The sequence below is a fragment of the Pantoea sp. X-Soil-MYKO-1289 genome, assembly GCF_059730625.1.
Genome location: NZ_AP036004.1, coordinates 1855467 through 1882034, shown reverse-complemented (window position 1 = coordinate 1882034; position 26568 = coordinate 1855467). Strand labels below are relative to the sequence as shown.

The window sequence follows — 26568 nt, the reverse complement described above, 5'->3', positions numbered from 1 at the left end:
CTGGCAATTCGGCGACGAGGCATTAAGCTGCAATGATCCTGTCGCAATCCGGAGGTCCGTGATGAAACTGTTCTGTAAAGCTGGCGCCTGCTCGCTTTCGCCGCATATCGTGCTGCGTGAGTGCGGGCTCGACTTCACGCAGGTCAATGTCGATCTGATGAAAAAAGTCACCGAATGCAGCGAAGATTACTGGCAAATCAATCCAAAAGGCCAGGTGCCGGCGCTGGAGCTGGATGACGGCACCATCCTGACCGAAGGCGTGGCGATTGTGCAGTATCTGGCGGATCTGAAGCCCGATCGCCAGCTGCTGGCGCCGGTCGGCAGCCTGACGCGCTACCACACGCTGGAGTGGCTCAGCTTTATCAGCAGCGAACTGCATAAAACCTTTACGCCGCTGTTTAAGTCCGATACGCCCGACAGCTACAAGCCTCTGCTGCGCGCCCGGCTGGAGCAGCAGTTTCGCTTTGTCGACAAGGCGCTGCAGGACAAGCAGTGGTTGATGGGGCTGCGCTTCAGCGTGGCGGACGCCTATCTTTACGTGATGGTGCGCTGGGCGCAGGCGCTGAAGCTGGAGCTGGAAGGGCTATCGGCGCTGGATGCCTGGTTTCAGCGCGCGTCGCAGCGGCCTGCGGTGCAGGCGGCGCTGAAGGCGGAAGGCGCCGCCTGACTAACGGGGCCGATGCGATATCGGCCCGGCAGGTTTACAGCGCTTCGGCGGCGAAGTGCTGGGTCGGCTGGGCGATAGCGTCCTGCGCCGCGACCAGCTGCAGCTCATATTCGCCCATGGCGTGCGTGGTCAGCATCACTTCGTACACGGCGGCGGTAACGTGCTCCAGCGCCTGCTTCAGATCCTTGCCGTGCAGCAGATTGACCAGCAGCAGGCCGCTGGTGAGATCGCCGACGCCGACCGGCTGGCGCACGCCGAAATCCACCAGCGGACGGCTGATATGCCAGGCCTCTTCCGCCGTGACCAGCAGCATTTCGAAGCGATCGCTGCGGCGTCCGGCGCGCGCCAGATGTTTCACCAGCACCACGCGCGGGCCCTGGGCAATCAGCGCGCGCGCTGCCGCGGTCGCCTCTTCTACGCTGGTGACGCTACGCTCGCTGAGCATCTCCAGCTCCAGCAGATTCGGCGCGATGATGTCGCTGGCGGGCATGGCGTATTTGCAGTGATACTCCGCCACGCCGGGCGCCACGATGCACCCTTTTTCAGGATGTCCCATCACCGGATCGCAAAAGAACCAGGCGTCTGGATTGGCGGCTTTCACCATACCCACGATCTCGAGGATCTGTTCGCCCTGTTCAGCCGAGCCCAGATAGCCGCTCAGCACCGCATCGCAGGTTTTCAGCCGATCGATATAGCTGATGCCTTTGACGATCTCCGTCAGGTGCGTCGCGGGCATCACCGTACCCGTCCAGTGGCCGTACTGGGTATGGTTAGAGAACTGTACGGTGTTGAGCGGCCAGACGTTGGCCCCCATGCGCCGCATCGGAAATTCGGCGGCGGCGTTGCCGGCGTGGCCGAATACTACATGCGACTGAATTGCGAGAATATTTTTCATTATTTTCTGAACTGCCTTGCCCTTGCCTGCCATAAAAAAGGGCCGGAAACCGGCCCTGAAGCGCTTACTGCCAGACGATCAGGCAGTAGTGTTTTTTCCCGCGACGCAGCAGCGTGTAGCGGCCAAACAGCTTATCGCTCTCGCTGAAGCGGTACTCCGCGTCTGACTGCTTCTCGCCATTAATCGCGACGGCGTTGGAGCCGATCATGGTGCGCGCCTGACCGCGTGACGGCACCAGCTCGGCATTCACCAGCGCCTGCTGCAGATCGTCTTCCGCGCTCAGCTGCACGGTCGGCATGCCGTCCTGCGCCAGCTGTTCGAAGTCCGCTTCGGTCATGTCGCTCAGCGCGCCGGAGAAGAGGCTCTCGGTAATGCGTTTCGCCGCCGCCAGGCCCGCTTCGCCGTGCACCAGGCGCGTGACGTTCTCGGCCAGCACATACTGCGCGCGCGGCGCCTTGCCGCTGTTTTTATCCTCTTCTTCCAGCGCGTTGATTTCGTCAAGGCTGAGGAAGGTGAAGAACTTCAGGAAGCGGTAGACGTCGGCGTCCGCGGTATTGATCCAGAACTGGTAGAACTTATAGGGGCTGGTTTTCTTCGCATCGAGCCACACCGCGCCGCCTTCGGTTTTACCGAACTTGGTGCCGTCGGACTTGGTGATCAGCGGCACCGTCAGGCCGAAGACCTGGTTCTGATAGAGACGACGCGTCAGGTCGATGCCGGAAGTGATGTTGCCCCACTGATCGGAGCCGCCAATCTGCAGCGACACGCCGTGACGCTTGTTAAGCTCGGCGAAGTCATAGCCCTGCAGCAGATTGTAGGAGAACTCGGTAAAGGAGATCCCCTGATCGTCACGGTTCAGGCGCTGTTTGACCGCTTCTTTGTTAATCATCTGATTCACAGAGAAGTGTTTGCCGATATCGCGCAGGAAGGTCAGCACATTCATGCCGCCGAACCAGTCGTAGTTGTTGGCGGCGATAGCGCTGTTGTCGCCGCAGTCGAAATCGAGGAAAGGCGCGACCTGACGGCGGATCTTCTCCACCCACTCGCCTACGGTTTCGCTGGTGTTGAGTTTGCGTTCTGCTGCTTTAAAGCTGGGATCGCCGATCAGACCGGTGGCACCGCCCACCAGCGCGACCGGTTTGTGTCCGGCATCCTGAAAACGTTTCAGGCAGAGCAGCGGCACCAGATGGCCCAAATGCAAGCTGTCAGCGGTAGGATCGAAGCCGCAATAGAGGGCGATCGGCCCTTGCGCCAGTCGCTCTGCCAACGCTTCCTCGTCCGTTACCTGGGCGATTAAGCCTCGTTCCTGCAATTGTTGTATCAGGTTACTGCTGGTCATTACTGACTCCAAATTGATCAGACTGCACCTATGCTGGTACACAGCTTTCCGCTGAGTGCGGAAGAAAAAAAAAGAGGGCTATAGCATAAAGCGCTGGCGACTTCTGTGCCAGCGCTGAGAGAGGAGAAAAACGTTGTTTTACGGGGCTAAGCGGTCGATTTTCCAGCCGTTGTCGTCGCGCTGGTAGAGGAAACGGTCATGCAGGCGATGTTCGCCGCCCTGCCAGAACTCCATGGTGTGAAATTTGACGCGGTATCCGCCCCAGAAGCTCGGCAGCGGCACCTCGCCCTGCTGAAACTTCTGCTTCAGCTCGAGAAATTTTCCCTCCAGCACGCCGCGCGCCGATATCCGGCTCGACTGGCGCGATACCCAGGCGCCGATCTGGCTGTCGCGCGGGCGGCTATGGAAATATTTCAGCACCTCAAGCGGCGACAGCTTCTCCACTTCGCCCAGCACCATCACCTGGCGCTCCAGAAAGTGCCAGGGAAAGTGCAGCGAAATGCGCGGATTGTTGGCCAGCTGCTGCGCCTTGCGGCTGCCGAGGTTGGTATAGAACACCAGGCCGCCGTCGTCATAGTGTTTGAGCAGCACGATGCGCTGGTAAGGCTGCCCCTGATCGTCCACCGTCGCCACGGTCATGGCGGTGGGATCGGGCAGCTGCGCCTCGCACGCCTGCCGCAGCCAGGTTTCAAACAGCGCCAGCGGCTGGTCCGGCAGATCCTTGCGACGCAGCCCGCCGCGCGTATATTCGCGGCGCAGGCTGGCGATATCTTGCAGAGTGAAATTCGTGCTCATACGGGTTACTCGAAATGAACAGGCTGGCTGGCAGGCTGCAATTCACAGTCGTTAACGACGATTTTATCGTCGCGTTCGATAAAGGCGGTTTCGCCTTTGCTCCAGAAGACATATTTCCCGTCGCTGTAGCGCGCGCCTGAGGCGGAGATCGCCCGCTTCAGCGTTAACGGCTGACCATCCATGATAAAGCTGACCTGTTCGCTGGCGTTGTCGAGCGTGACGGTCAGCGGCAGCGTGCCGCAGCGATAGTGCAGCGTTTGCGGCGCTTCAGCCTGTTTGTGCAGCAGACCGCAGCCGCTCAGCAGCAGCGCGGCGGCAAGCGTTAACCCCTGTTTCATCGTGATTCTCCTTCCTGTCAGTAGAGCGGATTAGCGGGATAGATAGCGCCGAGCACGCTTTTTGCCGCCGCGCCGGTCACGGCGGGCAGATTGCCGGGCAAACCGGCGAGCGTGCGGCTGGCAAGCCAGGCGAACGCCAGCGCCTCCATATCGTCGCCGCGAATGCCGGCGGCGTCGGTGGTGGTCACCTCGGTTCCCGCCAGCAGCGCGGCGAGGCGTGTCATCAGCAGCGGATTGCGGCCGCCGCCGCCGCACACCAGCAGTCGATCGCAGCCGTCGTTGAGCTGCACCTGATCGGCGATGGTGACGGCGCTCAGCTCGGTCAGCGTCGCCTGCACGTCCTGCGGCGCCAGGCCCGGGAAAGTTTGCAGCTGACGCTCAACCCAGCCCAGATTGAAATATTCGCGCCCGGTACTTTTCGGCGGCGGCAGCGCGAACCAGGGATCGCGCAACATCTGATCCAGCAGCGCGGGCACCACGCTGCCGCTGCGCGCCCAGCTGGCGTCCTGGTCGAAAGGCTTGCCCTGGTGGCGCCAGATCCACGCGTCGATCAGCATATTGCCAGGGCCGGTATCGAAGCCGCGCACCGGCTGGCCGGGGATCAGCAGCGAAAGATTGGCGATGCCGCCAATATTGAGCACCATGCGGCGCTCAACCGCATCCATTAGCAGCGCCTGATGAAACGCGGGCACCAGCGGCGCGCCCTGCCCGCCCAGCGCCATATCGCGGCGGCGGAAGTCGCCGACCACGGTGACGCCGGTGGCAGCGACGATCTGATTATTATCGCCGATTTGCAGCGTGTTCGGCGCGTCGCTTTGCGGTTCGTGCCAGACGGTCTGCCCGTGACAGCCGATGGCGACGATATCGCTCGGCTCCAGCGCCTCGCGCCGCATCAGGGTATTGACCGCGTCGGCGAACAGCCGGCCAAGGCGCGTATCGAGCTGGCCGAGCTGCGAAAGCGTCAGCTGCTGGCCCTGGCTGATCGCCAGGATCTGCTGGCGCAGCTCGCCCGGCATCGGATGACAGTAGCTCGCCTGCTGCGCCACCATATGCTCATCGATGGCGGCCAGCACCACGTCAACGCCGTCCAGGCTGGTGCCTGACATAACGCCGATATAACGTCCTGATTTCATTCCTGGTCCTTACTGAGTGGCGGAAGTGCGATTCAACACCTTTCAGTCTGGCAAATTCTCGCGCCCGATTCGACGATTACCTGATGTTTTCCCCGACTTTATGCAACAAATAACATTGCGCAACTTTTTTTATCGCCTGGTTGAATTTTTGTTGATCGCCAATAGTCTATGTTTGGCTTCACCATGTTTTACTCAGACTAAGATTAATTTGCTTTGTGTCTTATACTGTTTGCAGGATTTCGCGATACACATGGCGCATTGCTTAAGAAAGGAGTTACAAATGATCAAGCGTTTCGTTGCTGTCGCACTGGCCGGCATTACGCTGGCTGGCTGCACAAATACCAGTACTCTGTCAGGCGATACCTACAGTGCCAGTGAGGCCAAACAGGTTCAGAGCGTGTCTTACGGCACGCTGGTCTCGGTCCGTCCGGTTAAGATTCAGGGCGGCGATGACAACAACGTGATCGGCGCTATCGGCGGCGCGGTGCTGGGCGGCTTCCTCGGTAACACTATCGGCGGCGGCACCGGACGCAGCCTGGCGACCGCGGGCGGCGCCATCGCCGGCGGCCTGGCGGGCCAGGGCGTTCAGGGCGCAGTGAATAAAACCGACGGCGTCGAGCTGGAAATCCGTAAGGATGACGGCAATACCATCATGGTGGTGCAGAAGCAGGCGGCCAGCCGTTACTCTGTCGGGCAGCGCGTCGCGCTGGCGTCTAACGGCAGCCAGATCACCGTTTCCCCGCGCTGATCGCCTCAGCCCAAAAAAAACCGACGCCGCGGCGTCGGTTTTTTTATTTTTCCCGATGCTGCAGCTCGAGAATGTTTTTCTCCAGACGGGCGATAAGGGTCACCATCTGGTTGATCTCTTCGCGGCTGATGCCGGCAAGAATATCGTCGCGCGTGGCGTCGATAACGCTCTCAACCTGTTCGATAATCGGCTCCGCCTGACGCGTCAGCTTGATACGCTTCGCGCGGCGATCGTTCGCGCAGGTTGAGCGGGTAATCAATCCTTTCTCTTCCAGCTGATCCAGCGTACGCACCAGCGACGGTTGCTCAATGCCGATGGCCTTCGCCAGCTGAATCTGCGACTGTTCCGGCGGCAGCTGATGAATGTTGTGCAGCGTGACCCAGTGCGTCTGCGTCAGCTCAAGCGGCTTCAGTCGCTGATCGATCAACGCGCGCCAGATGCGCACCAGGCGAGACAAATCCGTTCCAAGGGGCGTATCCATTTCATCTCCTTATAATTAGCTTGCTAGCTATCAAGCCAGATTTTACACTATTCTGCGAGTTTAAAGGACAAATTACAAACCCCGGGCGAAGCCGCAGCGGTTCATCTACGCTTTTTGAGACCGGTGCCGGGGTGATATCAGAAGGACGATGCGTGGCTATTTTTCCCTTTCATGCGGCTGGACCCCTGACCGACCTGGTGTTCGGCGCCTCGCTGTTTTTTCCACCGCTGTTTAAAGCGGTCCTGCTCGGCTTCTTCTTCTGGCTTCTTCTTCATCCGCTGCTGCGCGGCTGGATCTACTCGGGCGATATCTGGCATCCGACGCTGCTGGATCTCTCTCTTTTCGTGCTTTGCGTCGCCGCCGCGCTTTTTCTGCTGGGACAGGGATACTCACCATGAAATTCAATGCAGTGAAATATTTTTCCACGCTAATCGTCTTCGCGGCCGCCCTGCTGGCGGGCTGGTGGATGTGGAACTACTACATGCAGTCGCCCTGGACGCGCGACGGCAAAGTCCGCGCCGAGCTGGCGCAGGTTACCCCCCAGATCTCGGCGCGCATCGTCTCGCTGGCGGTGAAGGATAATCAGTTTGTGCATCAGGGCCAGACGCTGCTGACGCTGGATACCGTGCCCTGGCAGATTGCGCTGGACAACGCCGAGGCGCAGCTGGCGAAGGCGCAGGCGGACCTGGCGAAGGCGCAGCATGAGTCGCGACGCCGCGCCAGCCTGCCGCGCAACGTAATTTCGGCCGAAGATCTCGACGCCGCGCAGCTGAACGCCGCGTCGATGGCGGCCAGCGCCAAAGCGGCGCAGGCGGCGCTGGACCAGGCGCGCTGGAACCTGCAGCAGACCACCGTGACGGCGCCGACCGACGGCTGGGTCAGCAACCTGACGCTGCGCGTCGGCGACTACGCCACGGCGGGCACGCCGCTCTTCGCGCTGGTCGACAGCCGCTCTTATTACGTGATGGGCTATTTCGAAGAGACCAAGCTGCGCCATATTCGTCCCGGCGCGCCGGCGCAGATTGTGCTCTACAGCAACGGCGCGCGGCTGCAGGGCGAGGTGGAAAGCATCGGCCGCGCCATCTACGACCAGAGCATCGACAGCGACAGCGGCCTGGTGCCCGATATCAAGCCAAACGTGCCCTGGGTGCGGCTGGCGCAGCGCGTGCCGGTGCGCATTCGCCTGGCGCAGATACCGGATAATGTGCCGCTGGTGGCGGGCACCACCTGCTCTATCTCTGTCCAGCCGTGAGCGCGCGATGAATCTGCGCTGGCTGGCGTGGGACCAGCTCCCCTGGGTGAAGGCAGACGCCAACCAATGGCGCTACGCGCTGCGCAACGCCATCGCGATGTGCCTGGCGCTCAGCATCGCCTATGCGCTCGACCTGGATGAGCCCTACTGGGCGATGACCTCGGCGGCGGTGATCAGCTTTCCCACCGTCGGCGGCGCGATAAGCAAAAGCCTCGGACGCATCGTCGGCAGCCTGATGGGCGCAGGCGCCGCGCTGCTGATCGCCGGCCATACTCTCAACGAACCCTGGCTGTTCACCTTTTTTATCGCCGGCTGGCTGGCGTTCTGCACCGGCATCGCCAACCACTATCAGAACAATGTGGCCTACGCCTTTTCGCTGGCGGGCTACACCGCGGCGATTATCGTTTTTAGCAGCGTCGACCTGACCGATGCGACGGATCTGTGGAATCTGACGCAGGCGCGCGTCTGCGAGGTGATTTCCGGCATTCTGTGCGCCGGGTTTATGATGATGGTGCTGCCGAGCACCTCAGACGGCGAGGCGCTGATCGCCTCGCTGCAAAAGATGCATGCCCGCCTGCTGGAGCACGCCGGGCTGCTGCTGCAGCCTACCGAAGTCGACAAGGTGCGCGCCGCCCATGAAGCGGTGATCAGCCAGATCCTTACCATGAATCTGCTGCGCATTCAGGCGTTCTGGAGCCACTACCGCTTTCGCCGCCAGAACAACGTGCTCAACTACGTGCTGCACCAGCAGCTGCGCCTGACCAGCGTGCTCTCCAGCCTGCGCCGCATGCTGCTTAACTGGCCCGACGCGCCGCAGCCGCTTTACGACGCCATCGACGCCCTGATGCAGGAGCTGGCGAGCGCGCAGTGCGACAAATACCGGCTGGCGCGGATCCTGCGCAGCGTCACTCCCGCCGCCGACGGCGATTACCGCCAGCGCGCCTTTTGTCAGCGCCTGCGCTACTTCTGCTGGATGTACCTCAACGTCAGCCGCTGGATCCGCCTGCTGGCCCGCGCCGACGCCGATACCCGCTTTCAGCCGCCGCCGGTGCCCGCGCTGGCGCGGGAGAGCGACAGCGCCGAAGCGGGCTGGAGCGCGCTGCGCACCTTTTGCGCCGTCGTGGCGGGCTGCGCCTTCTGGATCGCGACGCAATGGTCGGCCGGCGCGGCGGCGCTGACCCTCACCGCTATCGCCTGCGTGCTCTACTCGTCCGCCCCCTCGCCCAGCGGCAGCGTCACGCTGCTGCTGAAAACCCTACTCTGGCTGTCGCTGTTCAGCTTTGTGATGAAGTTCGGCCTGATGGTGCAGATCTCCCAGCTGTGGCAGTTTCTGCTGTTTTTGTTCCCGCTGCTGCTGACGTTGCAGCTGTTTAAGCTGCAGCAAAAGCAGCGCGCTGCGCTCTGGGGCCAGTTTATTGTCTTTATGGGCTCGTTTATCGCGGTGACTAACCCGCCGAGCTGGGATTACGCCGACTTCCTCAACGACAATATCGCCAAAGTGTGCGGCGTGATGCTCGCCTGGCTGGCGTTTCAGATCCTGCGCCCCAGCTCCGACGCGCGCCGCAGCCGCCGTCATATCCGCGCGCTGCGCATGGCGTTTCTCGACCAGCTGCGCCGCCGTCCGCGCCTGAGCGAAAGCCGCTTTGAATCGCAGATCTACCACCGTATCAGCCAGCTGAGCAGCAGCCGCGACGAGCAGGCGCGCGTCTGGCTGCTGCGCTGGGGCGTCGTGCTGCTCAACTGTTCGCATATCGTCTGGCAGCTGCGCGACTGGCAGCCCGCGTCAACCGCGCTGGCGCAGATGCGTGAGGCGAGCCTGCAGGATTTACAGCGCATCATCAGCGCGCGCGGCGTGCGGCACAGTTCGCTTGAGCAGACGTTGACGACGCTGGAGGAGACCATCCGCCAGCTGGTGGCGGAGGGCGATACGGAGGCGAATACCCTGGCGGGTATTTTATGGCGGCTGCGCTGTTCGCTGGCGCAGCTGAAACAGGCGGTGCCGGAATAGCTATTTGCAGTACTGCTGCTGCTGGCGGTCGAAATCGGCCTGCAGCTGCGCCAGGGTCTTACGCTGTTCGAAACGGGTTTTATCGTTGGCGGACATCGGCTCAATCACCAGCTCGCGCTCTTCCGGCGAGTAGATAAAACGCCGCCGGATTTCGCTGCCGGTAAAGCTCTTGCCGATAATGCTGCCGCACACCATGGTCATGCTGGTGTGGTAGATCGCCGTTTGCTCAAAGTTAGTTTCGGTAGGGCTGCGCAGAATAAACTGGCAGTCCTTCTCTTCAAGCCGTTTGCGCACGCTGTGGCTCAGCCACTCGCGTCCTTTCGCGATGGATTCGCATTCGGCGCGCGCCGGGCTGGCATCAATGGTGCGCTGAAGCTGACGTCCTGCTTCAGTCCTGAGCTGGGTTTCATTGGGTTGATCGCAGCCCGCCAGCAGCAGGCAGAGCAGCAGTGCGCCCGATTTCTTCATTCCTTTTCTCCTTTGATCGCACCAGATGAAAGTGTCCAGAATCAGTATCATAGGCGGTAAATCATCAGGAGAACATAGCCGGAAACTAAACGATAATAAAACGACTCCCTGAGGAGCCGTCGGTGAACGAACAATTAGATCACGCCGCAGGCGTAGCGCCCGCCGCCGCCGCCAAGCGGCTGCGGATGATCGGCGTGGTTATCGCCGCCGATATGCACCATTAACGCTTTGCCCTTGATCTCATCCAGGGATTTCAGCCGCGGCGCCAGCACCGGATAGTCGGCGCCGCCCTTCTCATTGACGTAGATCGCCGGCAGATCGCCGAGGTGGCCCTCGCCATACGGGCCGAGGTGCTTGCCGGTTTTTTGCGGATCGAGATGGCCGCCCGCCGCGCCCGCCGCCACCGTTTTGCCTTCAGAAACGCCGGGCTCGCAGCTGCCGTTGGCGTGCACATGGAAGCCGTGCACGCCGGGCGTCAGGCCGTTCAGCTTCGGCGTAAACAGCAGACCATATTTTGTCTGCTCGATATCGACCGTGCCGATCGCCTCACCGATGCCCTCGGCGCTGACTTTATGCAGTGTGACCTCTTGCGCCAGCGCGTTGCCGGCGAGGCCGCCGCTTATCGCGAACAGACATGCTAAGACCGATTTTTTCATTATCGCTTGCCTCTTATCTCCCACAGGGTGTGATAAGCCTGGCCGCAATTTCCGATCTGCGCTGCTGTTTGACACAGCTTTACGCTTCAGGGCACATCGTAACCCAGCGCCGCTTTACGGATACGGAACCACTGCTGGCGATCCAGCGTAACCCCTAGCGCCGCCACCGCTTCGCTGACGCGTTCAGGATTGCCGGAGCCGATGATCGGCAGCGGCTGGCTCGGCAGCGCCAGTACCCAGGCGTAAACCACCTGCGCCAGGCTGGCGGCGCCGGTTTCGAGACGCACCTGCTCCAGTTCGTCGCGCAGCGGCTGATAGTGCGGATCCTGAAACAGTTCGCCGCCGCCCAGGCAGGACCACGCCATCGGACGCAGGCGCAGCTGCTGGCACTGATCGAGGGTGCCGTCCAGCAGCACGTTTTGCTGAATCGGCGAGATCTCCACCTGATTGGTGGTCAGCGTAAAGGGCAGACGCGACTGCAGCAGCGCGAACTGCGACGGCGTGAAGTTCGACACGCCGAAATGCAGCACTTTACCGCTCTGGTGCAGCGCCAGAAACGCCTCGGCCATCGCGTCGGCGTTCATCAGCGGATCGGGGCGATGGATTAGCAGCAGGTCGAGCCGGTCGGTGGCGAAATGGCGCAGCGAGTTTTCCGCGCTCTGCACAATGTGCGCTTTGTCGGTGATGTAGTGTCCGATGCGATGTTCCGGCTTCGCGCGCGTGGCGATGCCGCATTTGGTGACGATCTGCAGGCGATCGCGCAGGCCGGGCGACAGCTTCAGCGCCTCGCCAAAGGCGGCTTCGCAGCGGTAGTCGCCGTAGATGTCGGCGTGATCGACCGTGGTGATGCCTGATGCGAGATGATGTTCGATAAAGCTGACGCGCTGTTGCGGAGTCATTCCCCACTCCATTAGCCGCCAGTAACCCATAATCAGCGGAGAGAAAGCGGGGCCCTGCAGCGAGATCTGTTGCGCTTGTAGCATGGTGATATCCCTGTGTTTGCTCTTTCAGTCAGTGTCAGGGAGTATAACGAAAAGCGCTCAAAACAGGGATGGCTGCTGCGGTTCAACATCCTCTTCCGGTTTCTGCTGGCGCAGCAGACGCAGGCGGCGCTGATGGCACAGGCGCAGCACGTCGCGCTTCTGCGCGTCGCTGAATTTCATCCAGTTGAAGCGTTCTTCCCGGCTGCGCAGGCAGCCGAGGCAGTAGCCGCGCGCATCCACCTGACAGATGCCGCGACAGGGACTGGGTACCGGGAAAAACTCAAGTTGCTCCGCCACAGGATCTCCACATCGCTGATTATCTCTTTTAAAGATAGCTCAAGGCGCGAGCCTTTCTCGCAGCGTGCTACGCGTTACGTCACTAAATGTAACTAATTAGTTTGGCTAAACAGATAATTCCGCGCATAGTGTTGAGCCTTTGTTAAGGTTTTCCCAGCTTATTGCCTCTATTCTGTTTTGGCGATTATTAATTTTTTTCTGGATACTCATGCAGTTGAAAAAGTTACGCTGTCACGAAAACGCCTTTAATCTTGCGGTTTCCCTGTTCTTTGCGCTGGTCCTGAACGGTCTCTTTCTGTTCCGCGCCTGGGAACGCATTCCTTATACCTCTCTGCACGACTACTTGTTTGCCGCCAGCCTGCCCCTTGTGCTGACGGCGGCGTTCGGCCTGATCTTTAACCTGATCGCCTGGCCTTACCTGCGTAAGCCGCTGCTGGCAGTGCTGATCCTGACGAGCGCGGCGGCAAACTACGTTATGTTTAGCTTCGGCACGGTTATCGATACCAACATGGTGCAGAACGTCTTCGAAACCGATCTGCAGGAGTCCACCGCGCTGCTGAGCCGTAACGCCGTCATCTGGCTGCTGCTGATGGGCGTAGTGCCGACCATCGTCATCTTCCTGACGCGCTTCAAACGCCGCGAATGCTGGTGGATGAATCTCGCCTGGCGCGCGCTGTTTATGGCGGCGTCGCTGGGCGTTATCCTGCTGATGGCGCTGCTCTTTTATAAGGATTACGCCTCGCTGATCCGCAATAACAAAGGGCTGATCAAAATGGTGACGCCGGCCAACATCGTCAGCGGCGCCGGCCACTACGTTAATAATCGCTGGATGAAAGGCAGCCAGGCCTGGGTGCATATCGGGCAGGACGCGCATAAAGGCCCCACTATCGCGGCGGAGCAGAAAAAAACGCTGGTGGTGCTGGTGGTCGGCGAAACCGCGCGCGCGGAAAACTTTTCGCTGGGCGGTTACGCGCGCGAAACCAACCCGCAGCTGAAAAAGCAGAATGTTATCTACTATCCGCAGGCGACCTCCTGCGGCACGGAAACCGCCATCTCCGTGCCCTGCATGTTCTCTAATATGCCGCGCGCGCACTATGACGCTAATTTGGCCCATCATCAGGACGGTGTGCTGGATATCCTCGGCCATGCGGGCGTCAGCGTGCTGTGGCGCGAAAACGACGGCGGCTGCAAGGGCGCCTGCGATCGCGTGCCGCATACCGATATGACGCTGTGGAAGCTGAACGCCTGGTGCCAGGAGGGCTCTTGCCTCGACGACGTGCTGCTGCACCAGCTGGATAACTACACCGACAGCCTGAACAACGACGGCATTATCGTGCTGCATCAGATGGGCAGTCACGGCCCCGCCTACTATCGTCGCTATCCGCCGCAGTTCCGCCAGTTTACGCCGACCTGCGACAGCAATCAGATTCAGGACTGCGACCATCAGGCGCTGATGAACACCTACGATAACTCTCTGCTCTACAGCGACGATATGATCGGCCGCACCATCGATATGCTGAAGGGATTAAGCGATCGCTTTAACGTCGCGCTGGTCTATCTCTCCGATCACGGCGAATCGCTCGGCGAACACGGCATGTATCTGCACGGCGCGCCCTATCTGATTGCGCCGTCTCAGCAGACGCATATCCCACTGCTGCTGTGGATGTCGGATGATTACGCCAGAACCTACGGCATTAATCAGGCCTGCCTGCGCCAGCAGGCGCCGACGGCAGAGGTGTCGCAGGACAACCTGTTCCATACGCTGCTGGGGATGTTCAACGTCCAGACCAGCGAATATCAGCCGCAGCTCGACATGATCAGTACGTGCCGTAAAACGGGCTAATGGTTGCATCCGACCGATCGGTCTACTACCTTAAGCGCCATGAACAAGACGCTGCAACGCACCGAAACCCGTGAACATCTGCTCGCCACCGGCGAGCAGCTCTGTCTGCAGCGCGGTTTCACCGGAATGGGACTCAGCGAGCTGCTGACGCTGGCGGAGGTGCCGAAAGGCTCTTTCTACTACTATTTCCGCTCGAAAGAGGCGTTTGGCGTGGCGCTGCTGGAGCGCTACTTTCTCCATCTGCACCAGCAGGTCGAAGCGCGGCTGCAGCACGGCGAAGGCACGCCGCGCGAGCGGCTGCTGGCGCACTTTCGCCAGGCTGAGCAGCTGTTCAGCGAACAGGGACATATCGTCGGCTGCCTGGCGGTGAAGCTCTCCGCGGAAGTCTGCGATCTCTCCGAGCCGATGCGCGACGCCCTGCAGCGCGGCGCCAGCCGCATTATCGCGGCTTATACGCAAACGCTCGAAGCGGCGCTGCGGCAGGAGACGATGGAGCTGCCCTATGCGCCGCGCGAGATGGCGGAAGTAATCTATATTTTGTGGCTGGGCGCCAGCCTGCAGAGCAAGCTATCCCGCGAGCCGCAGCCGCTGCGCCTCGCATTGAGCACTATCGAACAGTGGCTGCAAACCCACTGATTTTAAAAATGCCGTTTTATAGCAGACCGGTCTACTACAGGAGTTGTTATGGCAAGTACCCAGCTGTTTAGCCCGCTTAAAGTGGGTGCGATTACCGTACCGAATCGCGTATTTATGGCGCCGCTGACGCGTCTGCGCAGCATCGAGCCAGGCGACATCCCGACGCCGCTGATGGGCGAATATTATCGTCAGCGCGCCAGCGCCGGTTTGATCATCACCGAGGCGACGCAGGTCTCTTTCCAGGCGAAAGGCTACGCCGGCGCGCCGGGCCTGCATACTCAGCAGCAGATTGCTGCCTGGAAAGCGATTAACGCAGGCATTCACGAGGCGGGCGGCCACAGCGCCGTTCAGCTGTGGCACACCGGCCGCATTTCGCACAACAGCGTGCAGCCGGAAGGCAAAGCGCCTGTCGCGCCCTCTGCTATCGCCGCCGGCACGCGCACCTCGCTGCGTGCGGAAGACGGCAGCGTCTACCGCGAAGAGACCTCGACGCCGCGCGAGCTTACCCTCGCCGAGATCAAACAGATTGTGGCGGATTTCGGCCAGGCGGCCGCCAATGCGCGCGAGGCGGATTTTGATCTGCTGGAGCTGCATTCGGCGCACGGCTATCTGATGCATCAGTTCCTGGCGCCCGACTCCAACCGTCGCACCGACGAATATGGCGGCAGCATTGAAAAACGCGGCCGCTTCGCGCTGGAAGTGGTCGACGCCGCTATCGCCAACTGGTCCGCCGACCGCATCGGCATTCGCGTTTCGCCGATCGGCAGCTTCCAGAATCTGGATAATGGCCCTGAAGAAGAGAAAGCCGCGCTGTGGTATATCGGCGAGCTGGCGAAGCGCAATATCGCCTACCTGCACCTTTCCGAGCCAGACTGGGCGGGCGGCAAGCCCTACAGCGACGCCTTCCGCGAAAAAGTGCGCGCGCTCTTCCCCGGCGTGATTATCGGCGCGGGCGCCTATACCGTGGAGAAAGCGGACGATCTGATTGCGCGCGGCCTGATTGACGCCGTGGCCTTTGGCCGAGACTTTATCGCCAACCCCGATCTGGTGGCGCGTCTGCAGCAGGACGCCCCGCTCAACCCGCAGCGCCCGGAGAGCTTCTACGGCGGCGGCGCGGAAGGCTATACCGACTACCCGACGCTTTAAGCGCGACGCTGGCGTGACAACGGTTACGCCAGCGCCCGTTTTTTGCTATTTTCACCGCTATACTTAGCGTTTGAGTCATCAGAAGATGACGAATTAATAAAAGAGGATGTTATGCGTTTACTTCATACCATGCTGCGCGTTGGCGATCTGCAACGCTCCATCGACTTCTACACCCGCGTTCTCGGCATGCGCGTGCTGCGTCAGAGCGAAAACACGGAGTATAAATATACGCTGGCATTCGTGGGCTATACCGAAGAGAGCGAAGGCGCGGTTATCGAGCTGACCTACAACTGGGGCGTGGACAGCTACGATCTCGGCAACGCCTATGGCCATATCGCGCTGGGCGTGGACGACGTGGCGGCGACCTGCGACCGTATCCGCAACGCGGGCGGCAAAGTCACGCGTGAAGCGGGTCCGGTGAAAGGCGGTTCAACCATTATCGCCTTTGTCGAAGATCCAGACGGCTACAAGATTGAGCTGATCGAAAATAAACATGCCGGTCACGGCCTGGGCAACTAAGTTTGCCGCTTCAGTCTGCGCGGCAGCAGGCTGAAGCTTTCCCTTCTGCTGCACCCTCCTCTTTTTTTTGCCATAATGCGCGCTGCCTATTTTCTGCTATGAGATGCTGATGTCTGAAACGAACTCCCTGAACGCGCTGAATCAACGTTTCCGAGGTTTCTATCCTGTGGTGATCGATGTCGAGACCGCAGGCTTTAACGCGCAGACCGATGCGCTGCTGGAGATCGCCGCCACCACGCTGAAAATGGACGAAGAGGGCTGGCTGCATCGCGACCAGACGCTGCATTTCCACGTCGAGCCTTTCGAAGGCGCGCTGCTTCATCCAGAGGCGCTGGCGTTTACCGGCATCGATCCCAGCAACCCGCTGCGCGGCGCGATTAGCGAATATGAGGCGCTGCACGCCATATTTAAGATGGTGCGCAAAGGCATCAAGGATCACCACTGTAATCGCGCCATCATGGTGGCGCACAACGCGACCTTCGATCTCAATTTTATGATGGCCGCCGCCGGGCGCGCTGGGCTGAAGCGCAACCCTTTCCATCCGTTCGCCACCTTCGACACCGCCGCGCTGAGCGGGCTGGTGCTGGGGCAGACGGTGCTGGCGAAAGCCTGCAAAGCGGCAGGCATGGATTTTGACAGCACCCAGGCGCACTCTGCGCTCTACGACACTGAGCAGACGGCGACGCTGTTCTGCGAGCTGGTCAACCGCTGGAAACGGCTGGGCGGCTGGCCGCTGCCGATGGCGGCAAGCGACGACGCGGAAGCGGCGCCGGAGCAGGCGTAAAAAAAGGCCGACTTGCGTCGGCCTTTTTTTTACACTTCTTTTATTCCGCTTCTTTGTGCTTTTCCGCCGTCTCTTTGATCAGCGACTGCAGCTCGCCGCGCTGGAACATTTCGACGATAATATCGCAGCCGCCGACCAGCTCGCCGTCTACCCACAGCTGCGGGAAGGTCGGCCAGTTGGCGTATTTCGGCAGCTCGGCGCGAATATCAGGGTTCTGCAGAATATCCACGTAAGCAAAGCGCTCACCGCAGGCAGAGAGCGCCTGCACCGCCTGCGCAGAGAAACCGCAGCTTGGCAGTTTCGGCGAGCCTTTCATGTACAGCAGGACCGGGTTTTCTGCGATCTGGCGCTGAATTTTTTCTACAGTACTCATAATTGCCTTCCTTAATTCCCTACTTCGTGTTTGTTTATTGTAGCGACTTCGCCCCGTCCCTGAAAACGACAATTTCTCGCTTGCCAGGCGAAACCGCCATGTTTGTTAAGTTCTTTACTAAAGATCTGCGTTTTTCTGACGATAATCAAAACTTAAGCTGTTCATAACTGGTAATAACTTTGCTGCTATAAGCTGCTGAAATTGCTTATTTTAAACTCAACTGCAACCCTGTAACAGTTTAATAGAAAAATGGCTTAACTTTTGAAAAAAACCTGGCTTAGAATGGCCCCGGCGCTGATCTCCGATCAGATTTTTCTAACCACGTTACGGCCTGTTGTCGTAACCGCTAACCCTGTAACCGGACTATGCGATTACTGATTACGCTCTTTATATTAGCTTTCGCGCAGCTGTTCATGAACATCGCTTCGGCCTCGCCGCAAGCGCCGGTTAACGCCAGCCTGCACAAGGCGGAGAAAAAAAGCGCGCGCGAAGATGAGCGCCGCAAACGGCGACCGGTCAAAACCAGCGCGAAAAAAACGCGCCCTTCTACTGCGCAAAAACTCAAACTGAAAAAGCAGAAGAAAATTGAAACGGCTAAGCTTTCCCCTTCCGCCGCCGATACGAAAAAAACCCTTAAATCTTCTCACAAACGCTATGGCCGCCAGCGCACGCTGAGCACCGCAAAAGCCGCCACTCTCCCGCAGCTGAATGCCGACGACACCTCTACCATCAAAATGAGCAAGTCCCATCGCCTGCGCTACCAGAAAGCGCGCGAAACGGCGATGACCAAACTGATGGGTCAGCTGGGCAAGCCCTACCAGTGGGGCGGTACCTCGCCGCATACCGGTTTTGACTGCAGCGGCCTCGTCTGGTACGCCTATAAAGATTTGGTGAAATTCAGAATTCCACGCACCGCCAACGAAATGTATCACCTGCGCGACGCTGCGCCGGTCAAGCGCGAGTCGCTGGAGAAAGGCGATCTGGTCTTCTTCCGTATCAACGGCCGCGGCACCGCCGACCACGTTGGGGTTTACCTTGGCAACGGCAAATTTATTCAGTCGCCGCGCACCGGCAAAGATATCCAGATTAGCGGGCTTTCGGATGATTACTGGCAGCGTCACTATATCGGCGCGCGACGAGTGATGACGCCGAAAACCATTCGCTAAACGCCATAAAAAAACCGGGATAATCCCGGTTTTTTTATCGCTCTCTGTTAGTGCATGACGGCGGTAAAACCAAACGCCACAATCATCAGCAGCGCCGCGCCGGTAGTCATTAATGCCAGTTTCAAATCGGTGCTCATTACCTCTCCTTATCCACACAGTTGTCAGGGTCTTATGCGATTTTCCCATAGTTGCCGGTAAAAATCTCGTTTTATCCCGCAAGCCTTGTTAGAATCCCCGGCTTTGTTGCGCAACTGACGCAACGCCCGTGCCGTTCGCACGCAACAGCCCCTGTTTTGTCCTGCCCAGTGAGTATTTCACCGACAAAAACTGTAGCGAATTAACAGAAAACTCTCTTAGCGGACGCAAACGTTTAACATTATGCTTATCAGTGGCTTATTGATAAGTTCTGGAGTCTCTTTTCAATGGCAACAATTAAAGATGTCGCGAAGCGCGCGGGTGTTTCCACCACCACCGTTTCCCACGTGATCAATAAAACGCGCTTCGTTGCGGAAGAGACGCGCAACGCCGTCTGGCAGGCGATACAGGAATTACACTATTCGCCCAGCGCCGTGGCGCGCAGCCTGAAGGTCAACCACACCAAAACGCTGGGGCTGCTCGCCACCTCCAGCGAAGCGCCCTATTTTGCGGAAATCATCGAAGCGGTCGAGCATCACTGCTTTGAGCGCGGCTATACCCTCATTCTCGGCAACGCTCATAACGATCTGCAGAAGCAGCGCGCCTATCTGTCGATGATGGCGCAAAAGCGCGTCGACGGCCTGCTGGTGATGTGCTCCGAGTATCCGGACGATTTGCTGAAGATGCTGGAAGAGAACCGCAATATTCCGATGGTGGTGATGGACTGGGGCGAATCGCGCGGCGACTTTACCGACACCGTGCTCGATAACGCCTTCCAGGGCGGCTATCTGGCGGGACGCTATCTTATTGAGCGCGGCCATCGCGATATCGGCGCCATTCCCGGCCAGCTGGAGCGCAATACCGGCGGCGGGCGCCATGCGGGCTTTTTGCAAGCGCTGCAGGAAGCGGGCATCGCGGTACGTCCCGAGTGGATCGTTCAGGGCGATTTCGAGCCGGAATCGGGCTATCAGGCGATGCAGCAGATCCTGCAGCAGAAGCAGCGCCCAACGGCGATCTTCTGCGGCGGCGATATTATGGCGATGGGCGCGATCTGCGCCGCCGACGAGATGGGGCTGCGCGTGCCGCAGGATATTTCGGTGATCGGCTATGACAACGTGCGCAACGCGCGCTACTTCACGCCGGCGCTGACTACCGTGCATCAGCCGAAAGCCCAGCTGGGCGAGAAGGCGCTGGAGATGCTGCTCGACCGCATTACCAGCAAACGCGAAGTGTCGCAGACCATCGAAGTGCATCCCACGCTGATTGAGCGCCGCTCGGTCGGCGACGGCCCTTTTCGCGACTACCGCCGTTAATCCTCGCTTAACCACTCCTGATTGAGCGTTCGCGCATCGCCGAGATAGCTGAGCAGCCAGCTGAGCGCCGGCGATGCGCGCGCCTCCGACCAGCTCACGCAGCAGGGACTTTCCGGAAAGGGCGCAGGCAGCGTCAGCTCCGCCAGCTCGCCCTTATCCAGCAGCGGACGCGCCAGATGGCCCGGCATCATCGCCACGCATAAGCCATCCAGCACGCACGCCAGCCCCGCCTGCCAGTCCGGTACCACCAGTCGCCGCTGGTTATCCAGCGTCCAGGTCATGCGCCGCGGCAGCGCGCGCGAGGTATCCTCCAGCACCAGCGACGGCCAGGCGCGTAGCGCGTCGTCGTCGAGCTGCGGCTGCCGCGTCAGCGGATGCTGGCGCGCCACGACGCAGCGCCAGTTCAGCGCGCCCATATCGCGAAAGGAGAAACGCCCGCCGACCGGGATCGCCTGGGTGGCGCCGATCGCCACGTCGACGCGTCCGTCGGCCAGCGCGTCCCAGACGCCGTTAAACACCTCATAGCTGATGTGCAGCTCCATATCGGGAAAGTGGCGATAGAAGTCGGTCACCAGCTGACGACTGCGCGGCAGCTTCACGATGCGATCGACCGCGATGCTGAGCTGCCCGCGCCAGCCGTTCGCCAGCTGCTGACACTGTCTGCGGGTAGCGAGCATTTTTTTGATAACCTCACGGCCCTCGCGCACAAAATGCTCGCCAGCGGCGGTCAACGCCACCTCGCGATGCTGCCGTTCGAACAGCGGCACCGCCAGCCAGGTTTCCAGCTGGCGCACCGTATAGCTGACGGCAGAAGGCACGCGATGCAGCTCCTGCGCGGCGGCGCTAAAACTGCCGGTGCGCGCCACGGCGTCTACCACTTCAAGCGCATATTCGGACCACATGCTTTTTCCTTTCAAAAATTTTCACAGCACTCTGCAAATATTAACGTTTCACAGCGGCAGGCGCACCCTTTTACACTTTGCCGCGTTTAACCTGCCTGACGAAAATGAGATTAAAAACCATGCTGTCATCAAAAGGATTTATGCCTTACCTCGCCCTGCTCAGCATGCTGGGCTTTCTGGCGACCGATATGTATTTGCCCGCCTTCGGCGCGATGCGCATCAGCTTCAATACCTCGCCCGGCATTATCAGCGCCAGTATGAGCCTGTTCCTGGCGGGCTTCGCCATCGGCCAGCTTTTCTGGGGCCCGCTTTCCGACCGCATCGGGCGCAAACCGGTTCTGCTGATGGGGCTGGGGCTGTTCGCGCTCGGCTGCGCCGGCATGCTGTGGGTGGAAAATGCAATGCTGATGCTGGCGCTGCGCTTTATTCAGGCGATCGGCGTCTGCGCCGCGGCGGTGAGCTGGCAGGCGCTGGTGGTGGACCGCTATCCGCGCGCGCGCGCCAATAAGGTGTTCGCCACCATTATGCCGCTGGTGGCGCTTTCGCCCGCGCTGGCGCCGCTGCTTGGCGCCTGGCTGATTAGCCATTTTCACTGGCGCGCGATTTTTCTGGTGCTGACGCTGACCGGCGTGGCGCTGATGCTGGTAACGCTGCGCCTGCCCGCCAGTCGTCCGACAGCGCAAGAAGCGAACGATCAGCCGGGCTTTTTCTCGCTGCTGCGCTCTGGCGTCTATGGCGGCAACGTGTTGATTTATGCCGCCTGCTCCGCCAGCTTTTTCGCCTGGCTGACCGGCTCGCCCTTTATTCTCGCCGATGCGGGCCTGACGCCGGCGGATATCGGCCTGAGCTATATTCCGCAAACCATCGCCTTTTTGCTGGGCGGATTTGGCTGCCGCGCGCTGCTGAACCGCTTTGCCGGCGCGCAGCTGCTCCCCTTGCTGCTGGCGCTTTACAGCCTGAGCGTGGCGACGCTGTTCGCCGTGGCGCTGACCGGAAGCCACAGTCTGATCGCCCTGCTTGCGCCCTTCTGCGGCATGGCGCTGGCGAACGGCGCGATTTACCCGATTGTGGTGTCGAATGCGCTGCTGCCGTTCCCGCACGCCACCGGTAAAGCCGCGGCGCTGCAGAATACCCTGCAGCTCGGTCTTTGCTTTGTTGCCAGTCTGGCGGTCTCCGCAGGTTTACAACAGCCGCTGCTGATGACTACGCTGATTATGGTGACCACTATCGCGCTGGCGATAGCGGGCTACGTCTGGCAGCGACGCGCCAGCGCACAAATGGATATTGTCCGCGTTACCACTCCCTGCCAGGATAATCACTAAGGCAACTTTTATAGTTAGCTGCCTAACAATAAGTCGTTGAATACTGACCTGGTTGAGCATATACTCGATCAGGTCAATAAATCTGCAACAAATCAATAACATAATTGTTTTATTTTTAGGCGAAGCTTATCGCCCGGATGGTGTCTGCGCGCGCGTTTCCTGCTCGTCAGACAACGATATTCAGATCCAATCCTCTGTAAAACGTCGGATATCAGGCGCACGGAGCAATCCGTGACATTTCTCACAGGCCTTGAGAAATTGGCTATTCTTTTTCTCAGGTTCAACGCGGACAGGTGATGGAGAAGCTATGAGTTCATCGTTAATAGAAGAAGTGAGCCTTGAAGAAAACCACTGGTATCGCATTGTCCACGAAATGCTGGAAAAAGCGGACATCGAAATCAACGGCAGCCGCCCCTGGGATATTCAGGTCAAACAGCCTGACTTTTTTAAGCGTGTGATTCAGGAAGGCTCACTTGGTCTTGGCGAAGCTTATATGGATGGCTGGTGGGATTGCGAACGGCTGGATATGTTTTTTCACCGCGTGCTAAAGCACAAGCTGGACCAGCAGTTGCCGCACCACTTCAAAGATACGCTGCGCGTGGCCGCCGCGCGTCTCACCAACTTACAGTCGAAAAAACGCGCATGGATCGTGGGTAAAGAGCATTACGATCTCGGGAACGACCTCTTCTCGCTGATGCTCGATCCCTATATGCAATACTCCTGCGCCTACTGGAAAGAGGCCGAGACGCTGGAGCAGGCGCAGGAAGCGAAGCTGGATATGATCTGCCGCAAACTGCAGCTGGAGCCGGGCATGACGCTGCTGGACATCGGCTGCGGCTGGGGCGGCCTCGCCGAGTATGCCGCTCGCCACTACGGCGCGGTGGTGCACGGCGTAACCATCTCGGCAGAGCAGCAGAAGCTGGCGCAGCAGCGCTGCGAAGGGCTGGACGTCACTATTTTGCTGCAGGATTATCGCGATCTTAACCAGCAGTTCGACCGTATCGTTTCGGTGGGCATGTTCGAGCACGTTGGACCGAAAAACTACGCCACCTACTTCGACGTGGTGGACCGTAACCTCAAGCCAGACGGACTGTTCCTGCTGCACACCATCGGCGCGATCCGCACCGATATGAATGTCGATCCCTGGATTGATAAATATATTTTCCCCAACGGCTGTCTGCCGTCGGTGCGCCATATCGCGGACGCCAGCGAGTCGCATTTCATTCTGGAAGACTGGCATAATTTCGGCGCCGATTACGACACCACGCTGATGGCCTGGTATGAGCGCTTCCTGCAGGCCTGGCCGCAGCTGGCTGAAAAGTACGGCGAACGTTTTAAGCGCATGTTTAGCTACTACCTTAACGCCTGCGCCGGCGCCTTTCGCGCCCGCGATATTCAGCTGTGGCAGGTGGTTTTTAGCCGCGGCGTAGAAGGCGGCCTGCGCGTCGCGCGCTAAGCCGCGCTAGTGAATAAGGCGCCTGGAGCGCCTTTTTTTATGCTTATTCGACGTCCGGACGCAAGGCGGCGGCTTCGCGCTGCGCCAGCACGCGTTCGACGGTATCGACGATCGCCTGTGTGTGCGGATCGATCTCGATATTGACGCGGTGGCCCAGCTTCTTCGCGCCAAGCGTGGTGCGCTCCAGGGTTTCCGGGATTAAATAGACGCAGAATTTGCTTTTGGTCACTTCGCCGACGGTCAGGCTAATGCCGTCAATACCAACAAAGCCTTTATGCAGAATATATTTCATCTGCGCCGGGTCCTGAATTTTAAACCAGACTTCGCGGTTATTTTCCGACTGGATAATTTTGCAAATTTCCGCAGTGGTCATAATATGGCCAGACATCAGGTGGCCGCCGATCTCATCGCTGAATTTCGCCGCGCGTTCAATATTGACGACGTCGCCTTCCTGCAGGTCGCCTAAATTGGTGACGCGCAGCGTTTCTTTAATCAGATCGAAACTGACGCGGTTGCCTTCAATGGCCGTCACCGTCAGACAGCAGCCGTTATGCGCCACCGACGCGCCCAGCGCCAGCCCCGGCAGCAGCTCTTCCGGCAGCTCTGCGACATGGGTGCGAAACAGATCTTTTTCTTCAATGGACACAATCTTTGCGGTGCCCTGCACAATTCCGGTAAACATAGTTTTGGCCTCTGCTAAGTTTGCTCTAGCTTACCACAGCTTAGCGCGCGGATATTATTTCCGCGTCGCGTCCGCTTTACAGTCGCAATATAACGCACAGCGTGACAAAACTTGGTGAATCCTGTTAATGCCGCTACACTAACCGCGCATTTCTCCGGGATCACTCCCCTTTTCTTTTTTAACAGGTGTTAACGTGCAGAAGTATTTAACAGAAGCGCGTCAATTGCTTGCCCTTGCGATTCCGGTCATCCTTGCTCAGGTGGCGCAGACCGCAATGGGATTTGTAGATACCATCATGGCCGGCGCGGTTAGCGCCACGGATATGGCCGCCGTCGCAGTCGGCACCTCTATCTGGCTTCCGGCCATTTTATTCGGCCATGGTCTTCTGCTTGCATTGACGCCAACCGTTGCGCAACTCAACGGCTCCGGCCGCCGCGAACGTATCGCCGAACAGGTTCGCCAGGCTTACTGGCTCGCCTTCTTCGTCGCCATTCTGATTATGCTGGTGCTGTGGAACGCCGGTTACGTCATTCGCGCCATGCAGGATATTGACGAACAGCTGGCGCTGAAGGCGGAAGGCTATCTTCATGCGCTGCTATGGGGCGCGCCCGGCTATCTCTTCTTCCAGGTGATGCGCAACCAGTGCGAAGGCCTGTCGAAAACCAAACCCGGCATGGTGATGGGCTTTATCGGCCTGCTGGTCAATATCCCGCTCAACTGGATCTTTATCTATGGCCACTTCGGCATGCCGGCGCTGGGCGGCGTGGGCTGCGGCGTGGCGACCGGATCGGTGTACTGGGTGATGTTCCTGGTGATGCGGCTGTGGGTGCGCCGCATGGGCGGTATGCGCGATATCCGCATGCGATCCCGCTGGTCGCCGCCGTCGCGCGCCGTGCTGCAGCGGCTGGTTTCGCTCGGCCTGCCGGTGGCGCTGGCGCTCTTTTTCGAGGTGACGCTGTTCGCCGTGGTGGCGCTGATGGTGTCGCCGCTGGGCATCGTCGACGTTGCGGGCCATCAGATCGCGCTCAACTTCAGCTCGCTGATGTTCGTGCTGCCGCTGTCGCTCGGCGTCGCCACCACTATTCGCGTCGGCTACCGGCTGGGCCAAGGCTCGGCCGAACAGGCGCGCGTCGCGGCCTGGACCGCGCAGGGCGTTGGCGTCTGCATGGTGGCGATGACCGCGCTGCTGACCGTGACCTTCCGCCATCAGATCGCCCTGCTCTATAACGACAACCCGGAAGTGGTGGCGCTGGCGGCGCAGCTGATGCTGCTGGCGGCAATCTACCAGTTTTCCGATTCGATTCAGGTTATCGGCAGCGGCATTCTGCGCGGCTATAAAGATACGCGCTCGATCTTTTTTATTACCTTTATCGCCTACTGGCTGCTGGGGCTGCCCAGCGGCTATACGCTGGCGATGACCGACTGGGTGGTGCCGCGTATGGGCCCGGCGGGCTTCTGGTGCGGGTTTATTATCGGCCTGACCTCGGCGGCGATCATGATGCTGTGGCGCATACGCCGCCTGCAACAGCTGCCTGCGCAGGTGATCCTTGCGCGCGCGGCGCGCTAAGAGAAACAGAGAGATGGGTCTCGACTCATCTCTCTGCGGCTTTGCCCCGCCTTTAACGTCCTGCTACGTCTAAAAAAACGACGCATAGCGCAGTTGCTGGTCAGTCAGCACTAAAAAAGCGTTTTTCCCCTTGCCAGCGTTGCGGCGTGTCGATAATATTCGTCCCCGCTGTCGCCCTGACAGCGTGTTGCGCTCTTAGCTCAGTTGGTTAGAGCACCACCTTGACATGGTGGGGGTCGATGGTTCGAGTCCATTAGAGCGCACCAAGTGCGTCCGTAGCTCAGTTGGTTAGAGCACCACCTTGACATGGTGGGGGTCGGTGGTTCGAGTCCACTCGGACGCACCAAATTTCTGAATGCGCTCTTAGCTCAGTTGGTTAGAGCACCACCTTGACATGGTGGGGGTCGATGGTTCGAGTCCATTAGAGCGCACCACTTTTGCTAATTTCTCTCCTTGCGCAACTTCACTATTTATTGATCTCCGTCGTTTCCTTCTCCGCTTTTTAATTGGTTTTCGGATACTTAGCGTCTATACTATCCGGCGTTGTTCCACTTGAAAGGTTTCAGCGCGGCGTGCCTATGGCGATAACTCACACTCTTTGCGCAACACGCTATTGTCGGTTTCCAGACGTAACCGCACAACTTCCCTGCACGCTCAGCCTGCG

At 59.5% G+C, this 26568-nt stretch carries 29 protein-coding genes and 3 tRNA genes; 18 read left to right on the top strand and 14 right to left on the bottom strand.

Annotated elements, in window-relative coordinates:
- The first annotated feature begins 61 nt into the window (after positions 1-61).
- Positions 62-667, top strand: a complete 606-nt coding sequence (gene gstA, locus AC6I7Z_RS09040) for a glutathione transferase GstA (RefSeq protein ID WP_497813929.1) — start codon at positions 62-64, stop codon at positions 665-667.
- A 34-nt stretch (positions 668-701) separates the two neighbouring features.
- Here gstA and pdxY read toward each other — a convergent pair whose 3' ends face one another.
- From pdxY to anmK, 5 genes are all read right to left on the bottom strand, one after another.
- A complete protein-coding gene (gene pdxY, locus AC6I7Z_RS09035; protein ID WP_497813928.1) occupies positions 702-1562 on the bottom strand; it encodes a pyridoxal kinase PdxY in 861 nt (286 codons plus the stop codon).
- 64 nt (positions 1563-1626) lie between these two features.
- Positions 1627-2901 (bottom strand): tyrosine--tRNA ligase, encoded by a 1275-nt coding sequence (tyrS, locus tag AC6I7Z_RS09030; protein ID WP_497813927.1) that lies wholly within the window; start codon positions 2899-2901, stop codon positions 1627-1629.
- 138 nt (positions 2902-3039) lie between these two features.
- Positions 3040-3696 (bottom strand): pyridoxamine 5'-phosphate oxidase, encoded by a 657-nt coding sequence (gene pdxH, locus AC6I7Z_RS09025; protein ID WP_497813926.1) that lies wholly within the window; start codon positions 3694-3696, stop codon positions 3040-3042.
- Positions 3697-3701: 5 nt separating this feature from the next.
- Complete coding sequence (locus AC6I7Z_RS09020) at positions 3702-4034, bottom strand: MliC family protein (protein WP_048784637.1); 333 nt, start codon at positions 4032-4034, stop codon at positions 3702-3704.
- Between the two features lie 17 nt (positions 4035-4051).
- Positions 4052-5167: an anhydro-N-acetylmuramic acid kinase gene (gene anmK / locus AC6I7Z_RS09015; protein ID WP_497813925.1), complete on the bottom strand. Its 1116-nt coding sequence runs from the start codon at positions 5165-5167 to the stop codon at positions 4052-4054.
- 280 nt (positions 5168-5447) lie between these two features.
- Here anmK and slyB point away from each other — a divergent pair, with 280 nt between their 5' ends.
- Positions 5448-5915, top strand: a complete 468-nt coding sequence (slyB, locus tag AC6I7Z_RS09010) for an outer membrane lipoprotein SlyB (protein WP_033747425.1) — start codon at positions 5448-5450, stop codon at positions 5913-5915.
- Between the two features lie 43 nt (positions 5916-5958).
- Here slyB and slyA read toward each other — a convergent pair whose 3' ends face one another.
- Positions 5959-6396: a transcriptional regulator SlyA gene (gene slyA, locus AC6I7Z_RS09005; RefSeq protein ID WP_033747426.1), complete on the bottom strand. Its 438-nt coding sequence runs from the start codon at positions 6394-6396 to the stop codon at positions 5959-5961.
- Positions 6397-6548: 152 nt separating this feature from the next.
- Here slyA and AC6I7Z_RS09000 point away from each other — a divergent pair, with 152 nt between their 5' ends.
- From AC6I7Z_RS09000 to AC6I7Z_RS08990, 3 genes are read left to right on the top strand one after another with little or no spacing between them, the layout of a single operon-like run.
- Positions 6549-6794, top strand: coding sequence for a DUF1656 domain-containing protein (locus tag AC6I7Z_RS09000; RefSeq protein WP_497813924.1), 246 nt, complete (start codon positions 6549-6551; stop codon positions 6792-6794).
- Positions 6791-7648, top strand: a complete 858-nt coding sequence (locus AC6I7Z_RS08995; protein WP_497813923.1) for an efflux RND transporter periplasmic adaptor subunit — start codon at positions 6791-6793, stop codon at positions 7646-7648. The genes AC6I7Z_RS09000 and AC6I7Z_RS08995 overlap by 4 nt, the downstream gene beginning before the upstream one ends.
- 7 nt (positions 7649-7655) lie before the next feature.
- The gene (locus AC6I7Z_RS08990) at positions 7656-9656 is read left to right on the top strand and encodes an FUSC family protein (protein ID WP_497813922.1); all 2001 of its coding nucleotides are present in this window, start codon (positions 7656-7658) and stop codon (positions 9654-9656) included.
- Here AC6I7Z_RS08990 and AC6I7Z_RS08985 read toward each other — a convergent pair whose 3' ends face one another.
- From AC6I7Z_RS08985 to AC6I7Z_RS08970, 4 genes are all read right to left on the bottom strand, one after another.
- Positions 9657-10124: a hypothetical protein gene (locus AC6I7Z_RS08985; protein ID WP_497813921.1), complete on the bottom strand. Its 468-nt coding sequence runs from the start codon at positions 10122-10124 to the stop codon at positions 9657-9659.
- A gap of 134 nt (positions 10125-10258) precedes the next feature.
- Positions 10259-10780, bottom strand: a complete 522-nt coding sequence (gene sodC / locus AC6I7Z_RS08980; RefSeq protein ID WP_497813920.1) for a superoxide dismutase [Cu-Zn] SodC — start codon at positions 10778-10780, stop codon at positions 10259-10261.
- An 86-nt stretch (positions 10781-10866) separates the two neighbouring features.
- A complete protein-coding gene (locus AC6I7Z_RS08975; protein ID WP_497813919.1) occupies positions 10867-11763 on the bottom strand; it encodes an aldo/keto reductase in 897 nt (298 codons plus the stop codon).
- A gap of 57 nt (positions 11764-11820) precedes the next feature.
- On the bottom strand, positions 11821-12060 hold the full coding sequence (locus tag AC6I7Z_RS08970; protein ID WP_497813918.1) for a DUF1289 domain-containing protein: 240 nt from the start codon (positions 12058-12060) through the stop codon (positions 11821-11823).
- A 208-nt stretch (positions 12061-12268) separates the two neighbouring features.
- On the opposite strand from AC6I7Z_RS08970, the gene eptA reads away from it, so the two are divergent.
- The 5 genes from eptA to rnt all read left to right on the top strand — a co-directional run bounded on the left by eptA (position 12269) and on the right by rnt (position 16988).
- Positions 12269-13903, top strand: coding sequence for a phosphoethanolamine transferase EptA (gene eptA / locus AC6I7Z_RS08965; RefSeq protein WP_497813917.1), 1635 nt, complete (start codon positions 12269-12271; stop codon positions 13901-13903).
- Between the two features lie 39 nt (positions 13904-13942).
- Complete coding sequence (locus tag AC6I7Z_RS08960; RefSeq protein WP_497813916.1) at positions 13943-14539, top strand: TetR/AcrR family transcriptional regulator; 597 nt, start codon at positions 13943-13945, stop codon at positions 14537-14539.
- 48 nt (positions 14540-14587) lie between these two features.
- Positions 14588-15685 (top strand): alkene reductase, encoded by a 1098-nt coding sequence (locus AC6I7Z_RS08955; protein ID WP_497813915.1) that lies wholly within the window; start codon positions 14588-14590, stop codon positions 15683-15685.
- 111 nt (positions 15686-15796) lie between these two features.
- Entirely contained in the window at positions 15797-16204 is a 408-nt protein-coding gene (gene gloA / locus AC6I7Z_RS08950; protein WP_033747448.1) for a lactoylglutathione lyase, read from the top strand.
- A 109-nt stretch (positions 16205-16313) separates the two neighbouring features.
- Positions 16314-16988 carry a ribonuclease T gene (rnt, locus tag AC6I7Z_RS08945; protein WP_427106371.1) on the top strand — a complete coding sequence of 225 codons (675 nt, stop codon included), beginning with the start codon at positions 16314-16316 and terminating at the stop codon, positions 16986-16988.
- Positions 16989-17028: 40 nt separating this feature from the next.
- On the opposite strand, the gene AC6I7Z_RS08940 is transcribed toward rnt, so the two are convergent.
- Positions 17029-17364: a Grx4 family monothiol glutaredoxin gene (locus tag AC6I7Z_RS08940; RefSeq protein ID WP_179256429.1), complete on the bottom strand. Its 336-nt coding sequence runs from the start codon at positions 17362-17364 to the stop codon at positions 17029-17031.
- Between the two features lie 362 nt (positions 17365-17726).
- On the opposite strand from AC6I7Z_RS08940, the gene AC6I7Z_RS08935 reads away from it, so the two are divergent.
- The gene (locus AC6I7Z_RS08935; RefSeq protein WP_497813914.1) at positions 17727-18527 is read left to right on the top strand and encodes a C40 family peptidase; all 801 of its coding nucleotides are present in this window, start codon (positions 17727-17729) and stop codon (positions 18525-18527) included.
- 47 nt (positions 18528-18574) lie between these two features.
- On the opposite strand, the gene cydH is transcribed toward AC6I7Z_RS08935, so the two are convergent.
- Positions 18575-18664 carry a cytochrome bd-I oxidase subunit CydH gene (cydH, locus tag AC6I7Z_RS08930; protein ID WP_497813913.1) on the bottom strand — a complete coding sequence of 30 codons (90 nt, stop codon included), beginning with the start codon at positions 18662-18664 and terminating at the stop codon, positions 18575-18577.
- Between the two features lie 285 nt (positions 18665-18949).
- Between cydH and purR the strand changes: the two genes are divergently transcribed.
- Positions 18950-19975 (top strand): HTH-type transcriptional repressor PurR, encoded by a 1026-nt coding sequence (purR, locus tag AC6I7Z_RS08925; RefSeq protein WP_497813912.1) that lies wholly within the window; start codon positions 18950-18952, stop codon positions 19973-19975.
- Here the strand turns inward: purR and punR are convergent.
- Positions 19972-20877: a DNA-binding transcriptional activator PunR gene (gene punR, locus AC6I7Z_RS08920; protein ID WP_497813911.1), complete on the bottom strand. Its 906-nt coding sequence runs from the start codon at positions 20875-20877 to the stop codon at positions 19972-19974. The two genes, purR and punR, sit on opposite strands and share 4 nt — an antisense overlap.
- Before the next feature lie 119 nt (positions 20878-20996).
- Between punR and punC the strand changes: the two genes are divergently transcribed.
- Together punC and cfa are read left to right on the top strand one after the other, a co-directional pair.
- Positions 20997-22199: a purine nucleoside transporter PunC gene (punC, locus tag AC6I7Z_RS08915; protein ID WP_497813910.1), complete on the top strand. Its 1203-nt coding sequence runs from the start codon at positions 20997-20999 to the stop codon at positions 22197-22199.
- A gap of 307 nt (positions 22200-22506) precedes the next feature.
- The gene (gene cfa, locus AC6I7Z_RS08910) at positions 22507-23655 is read left to right on the top strand and encodes a cyclopropane fatty acyl phospholipid synthase (protein WP_497813909.1); all 1149 of its coding nucleotides are present in this window, start codon (positions 22507-22509) and stop codon (positions 23653-23655) included.
- A 43-nt stretch (positions 23656-23698) separates the two neighbouring features.
- Here cfa and AC6I7Z_RS08905 read toward each other — a convergent pair whose 3' ends face one another.
- Positions 23699-24337, bottom strand: a complete 639-nt coding sequence (locus tag AC6I7Z_RS08905; protein ID WP_033789831.1) for a riboflavin synthase — start codon at positions 24335-24337, stop codon at positions 23699-23701.
- Positions 24338-24530: 193 nt separating this feature from the next.
- Between AC6I7Z_RS08905 and AC6I7Z_RS08900 the strand changes: the two genes are divergently transcribed.
- The 4 genes from AC6I7Z_RS08900 (at position 24531) to AC6I7Z_RS08885 (ending at position 26338) form a co-directional block, all read left to right on the top strand.
- The gene (locus AC6I7Z_RS08900; protein ID WP_497813908.1) at positions 24531-25904 is read left to right on the top strand and encodes an MATE family efflux transporter; all 1374 of its coding nucleotides are present in this window, start codon (positions 24531-24533) and stop codon (positions 25902-25904) included.
- Positions 25905-26093: 189 nt separating this feature from the next.
- Positions 26094-26170, top strand: a tRNA-Val gene (locus tag AC6I7Z_RS08895).
- A gap of 3 nt (positions 26171-26173) precedes the next feature.
- A tRNA-Val gene (locus AC6I7Z_RS08890) sits at positions 26174-26250 on the top strand.
- Between the two features lie 11 nt (positions 26251-26261).
- Positions 26262-26338, top strand: a tRNA-Val gene (locus AC6I7Z_RS08885).
- Positions 26339-26568: the final 230 nt, after the last annotated feature.

Excerpts from the sequence above, each read along its gene's own strand:
- gstA (WP_497813929.1), top strand. The coding sequence starts at position 62 with ATGAAACTGTTCTGTAAAGCTGGCGCCTGCTCGCTTTCGCCGCATATC.
- pdxY (WP_497813928.1), bottom strand. The coding sequence starts at position 1,562 with ATGAAAAATATTCTCGCAATTCAGTCGCATGTAGTATTCGGCCACGCC.
- tyrS (WP_497813927.1), bottom strand. The coding sequence starts at position 2,901 with ATGACCAGCAGTAACCTGATACAACAATTGCAGGAACGAGGCTTAATC.
- pdxH (WP_497813926.1), bottom strand. The coding sequence starts at position 3,696 with ATGAGCACGAATTTCACTCTGCAAGATATCGCCAGCCTGCGCCGCGAA.
- AC6I7Z_RS09020 (WP_048784637.1), bottom strand. The coding sequence starts at position 4,034 with ATGAAACAGGGGTTAACGCTTGCCGCCGCGCTGCTGCTGAGCGGCTGC.
- anmK (WP_497813925.1), bottom strand. The coding sequence starts at position 5,167 with ATGAAATCAGGACGTTATATCGGCGTTATGTCAGGCACCAGCCTGGAC.
- slyB (WP_033747425.1), top strand. The coding sequence starts at position 5,448 with ATGATCAAGCGTTTCGTTGCTGTCGCACTGGCCGGCATTACGCTGGCT.
- slyA (WP_033747426.1), bottom strand. The coding sequence starts at position 6,396 with ATGGATACGCCCCTTGGAACGGATTTGTCTCGCCTGGTGCGCATCTGG.
- AC6I7Z_RS08995 (WP_497813923.1), top strand. The coding sequence starts at position 6,791 with ATGAAATTCAATGCAGTGAAATATTTTTCCACGCTAATCGTCTTCGCG.
- AC6I7Z_RS08990 (WP_497813922.1), top strand. The coding sequence starts at position 7,656 with ATGAATCTGCGCTGGCTGGCGTGGGACCAGCTCCCCTGGGTGAAGGCA.
- AC6I7Z_RS08985 (WP_497813921.1), bottom strand. The coding sequence starts at position 10,124 with ATGAAGAAATCGGGCGCACTGCTGCTCTGCCTGCTGCTGGCGGGCTGC.
- sodC (WP_497813920.1), bottom strand. The coding sequence starts at position 10,780 with ATGAAAAAATCGGTCTTAGCATGTCTGTTCGCGATAAGCGGCGGCCTC.
- AC6I7Z_RS08975 (WP_497813919.1), bottom strand. The coding sequence starts at position 11,763 with ATGCTACAAGCGCAACAGATCTCGCTGCAGGGCCCCGCTTTCTCTCCG.
- eptA (WP_497813917.1), top strand. The coding sequence starts at position 12,269 with ATGCAGTTGAAAAAGTTACGCTGTCACGAAAACGCCTTTAATCTTGCG.
- AC6I7Z_RS08960 (WP_497813916.1), top strand. The coding sequence starts at position 13,943 with ATGAACAAGACGCTGCAACGCACCGAAACCCGTGAACATCTGCTCGCC.
- AC6I7Z_RS08955 (WP_497813915.1), top strand. The coding sequence starts at position 14,588 with ATGGCAAGTACCCAGCTGTTTAGCCCGCTTAAAGTGGGTGCGATTACC.
- gloA (WP_033747448.1), top strand. The coding sequence starts at position 15,797 with ATGCGTTTACTTCATACCATGCTGCGCGTTGGCGATCTGCAACGCTCC.
- rnt (WP_427106371.1), top strand. The coding sequence starts at position 16,314 with ATGTCTGAAACGAACTCCCTGAACGCGCTGAATCAACGTTTCCGAGGT.
- AC6I7Z_RS08935 (WP_497813914.1), top strand. The coding sequence starts at position 17,727 with ATGCGATTACTGATTACGCTCTTTATATTAGCTTTCGCGCAGCTGTTC.
- cydH (WP_497813913.1), bottom strand. The coding sequence starts at position 18,664 with ATGAGCACCGATTTGAAACTGGCATTAATGACTACCGGCGCGGCGCTG.
- purR (WP_497813912.1), top strand. The coding sequence starts at position 18,950 with ATGGCAACAATTAAAGATGTCGCGAAGCGCGCGGGTGTTTCCACCACC.
- punR (WP_497813911.1), bottom strand. The coding sequence starts at position 20,877 with ATGTGGTCCGAATATGCGCTTGAAGTGGTAGACGCCGTGGCGCGCACC.
- punC (WP_497813910.1), top strand. The coding sequence starts at position 20,997 with ATGCTGTCATCAAAAGGATTTATGCCTTACCTCGCCCTGCTCAGCATG.
- cfa (WP_497813909.1), top strand. The coding sequence starts at position 22,507 with ATGAGTTCATCGTTAATAGAAGAAGTGAGCCTTGAAGAAAACCACTGG.
- AC6I7Z_RS08905 (WP_033789831.1), bottom strand. The coding sequence starts at position 24,337 with ATGTTTACCGGAATTGTGCAGGGCACCGCAAAGATTGTGTCCATTGAA.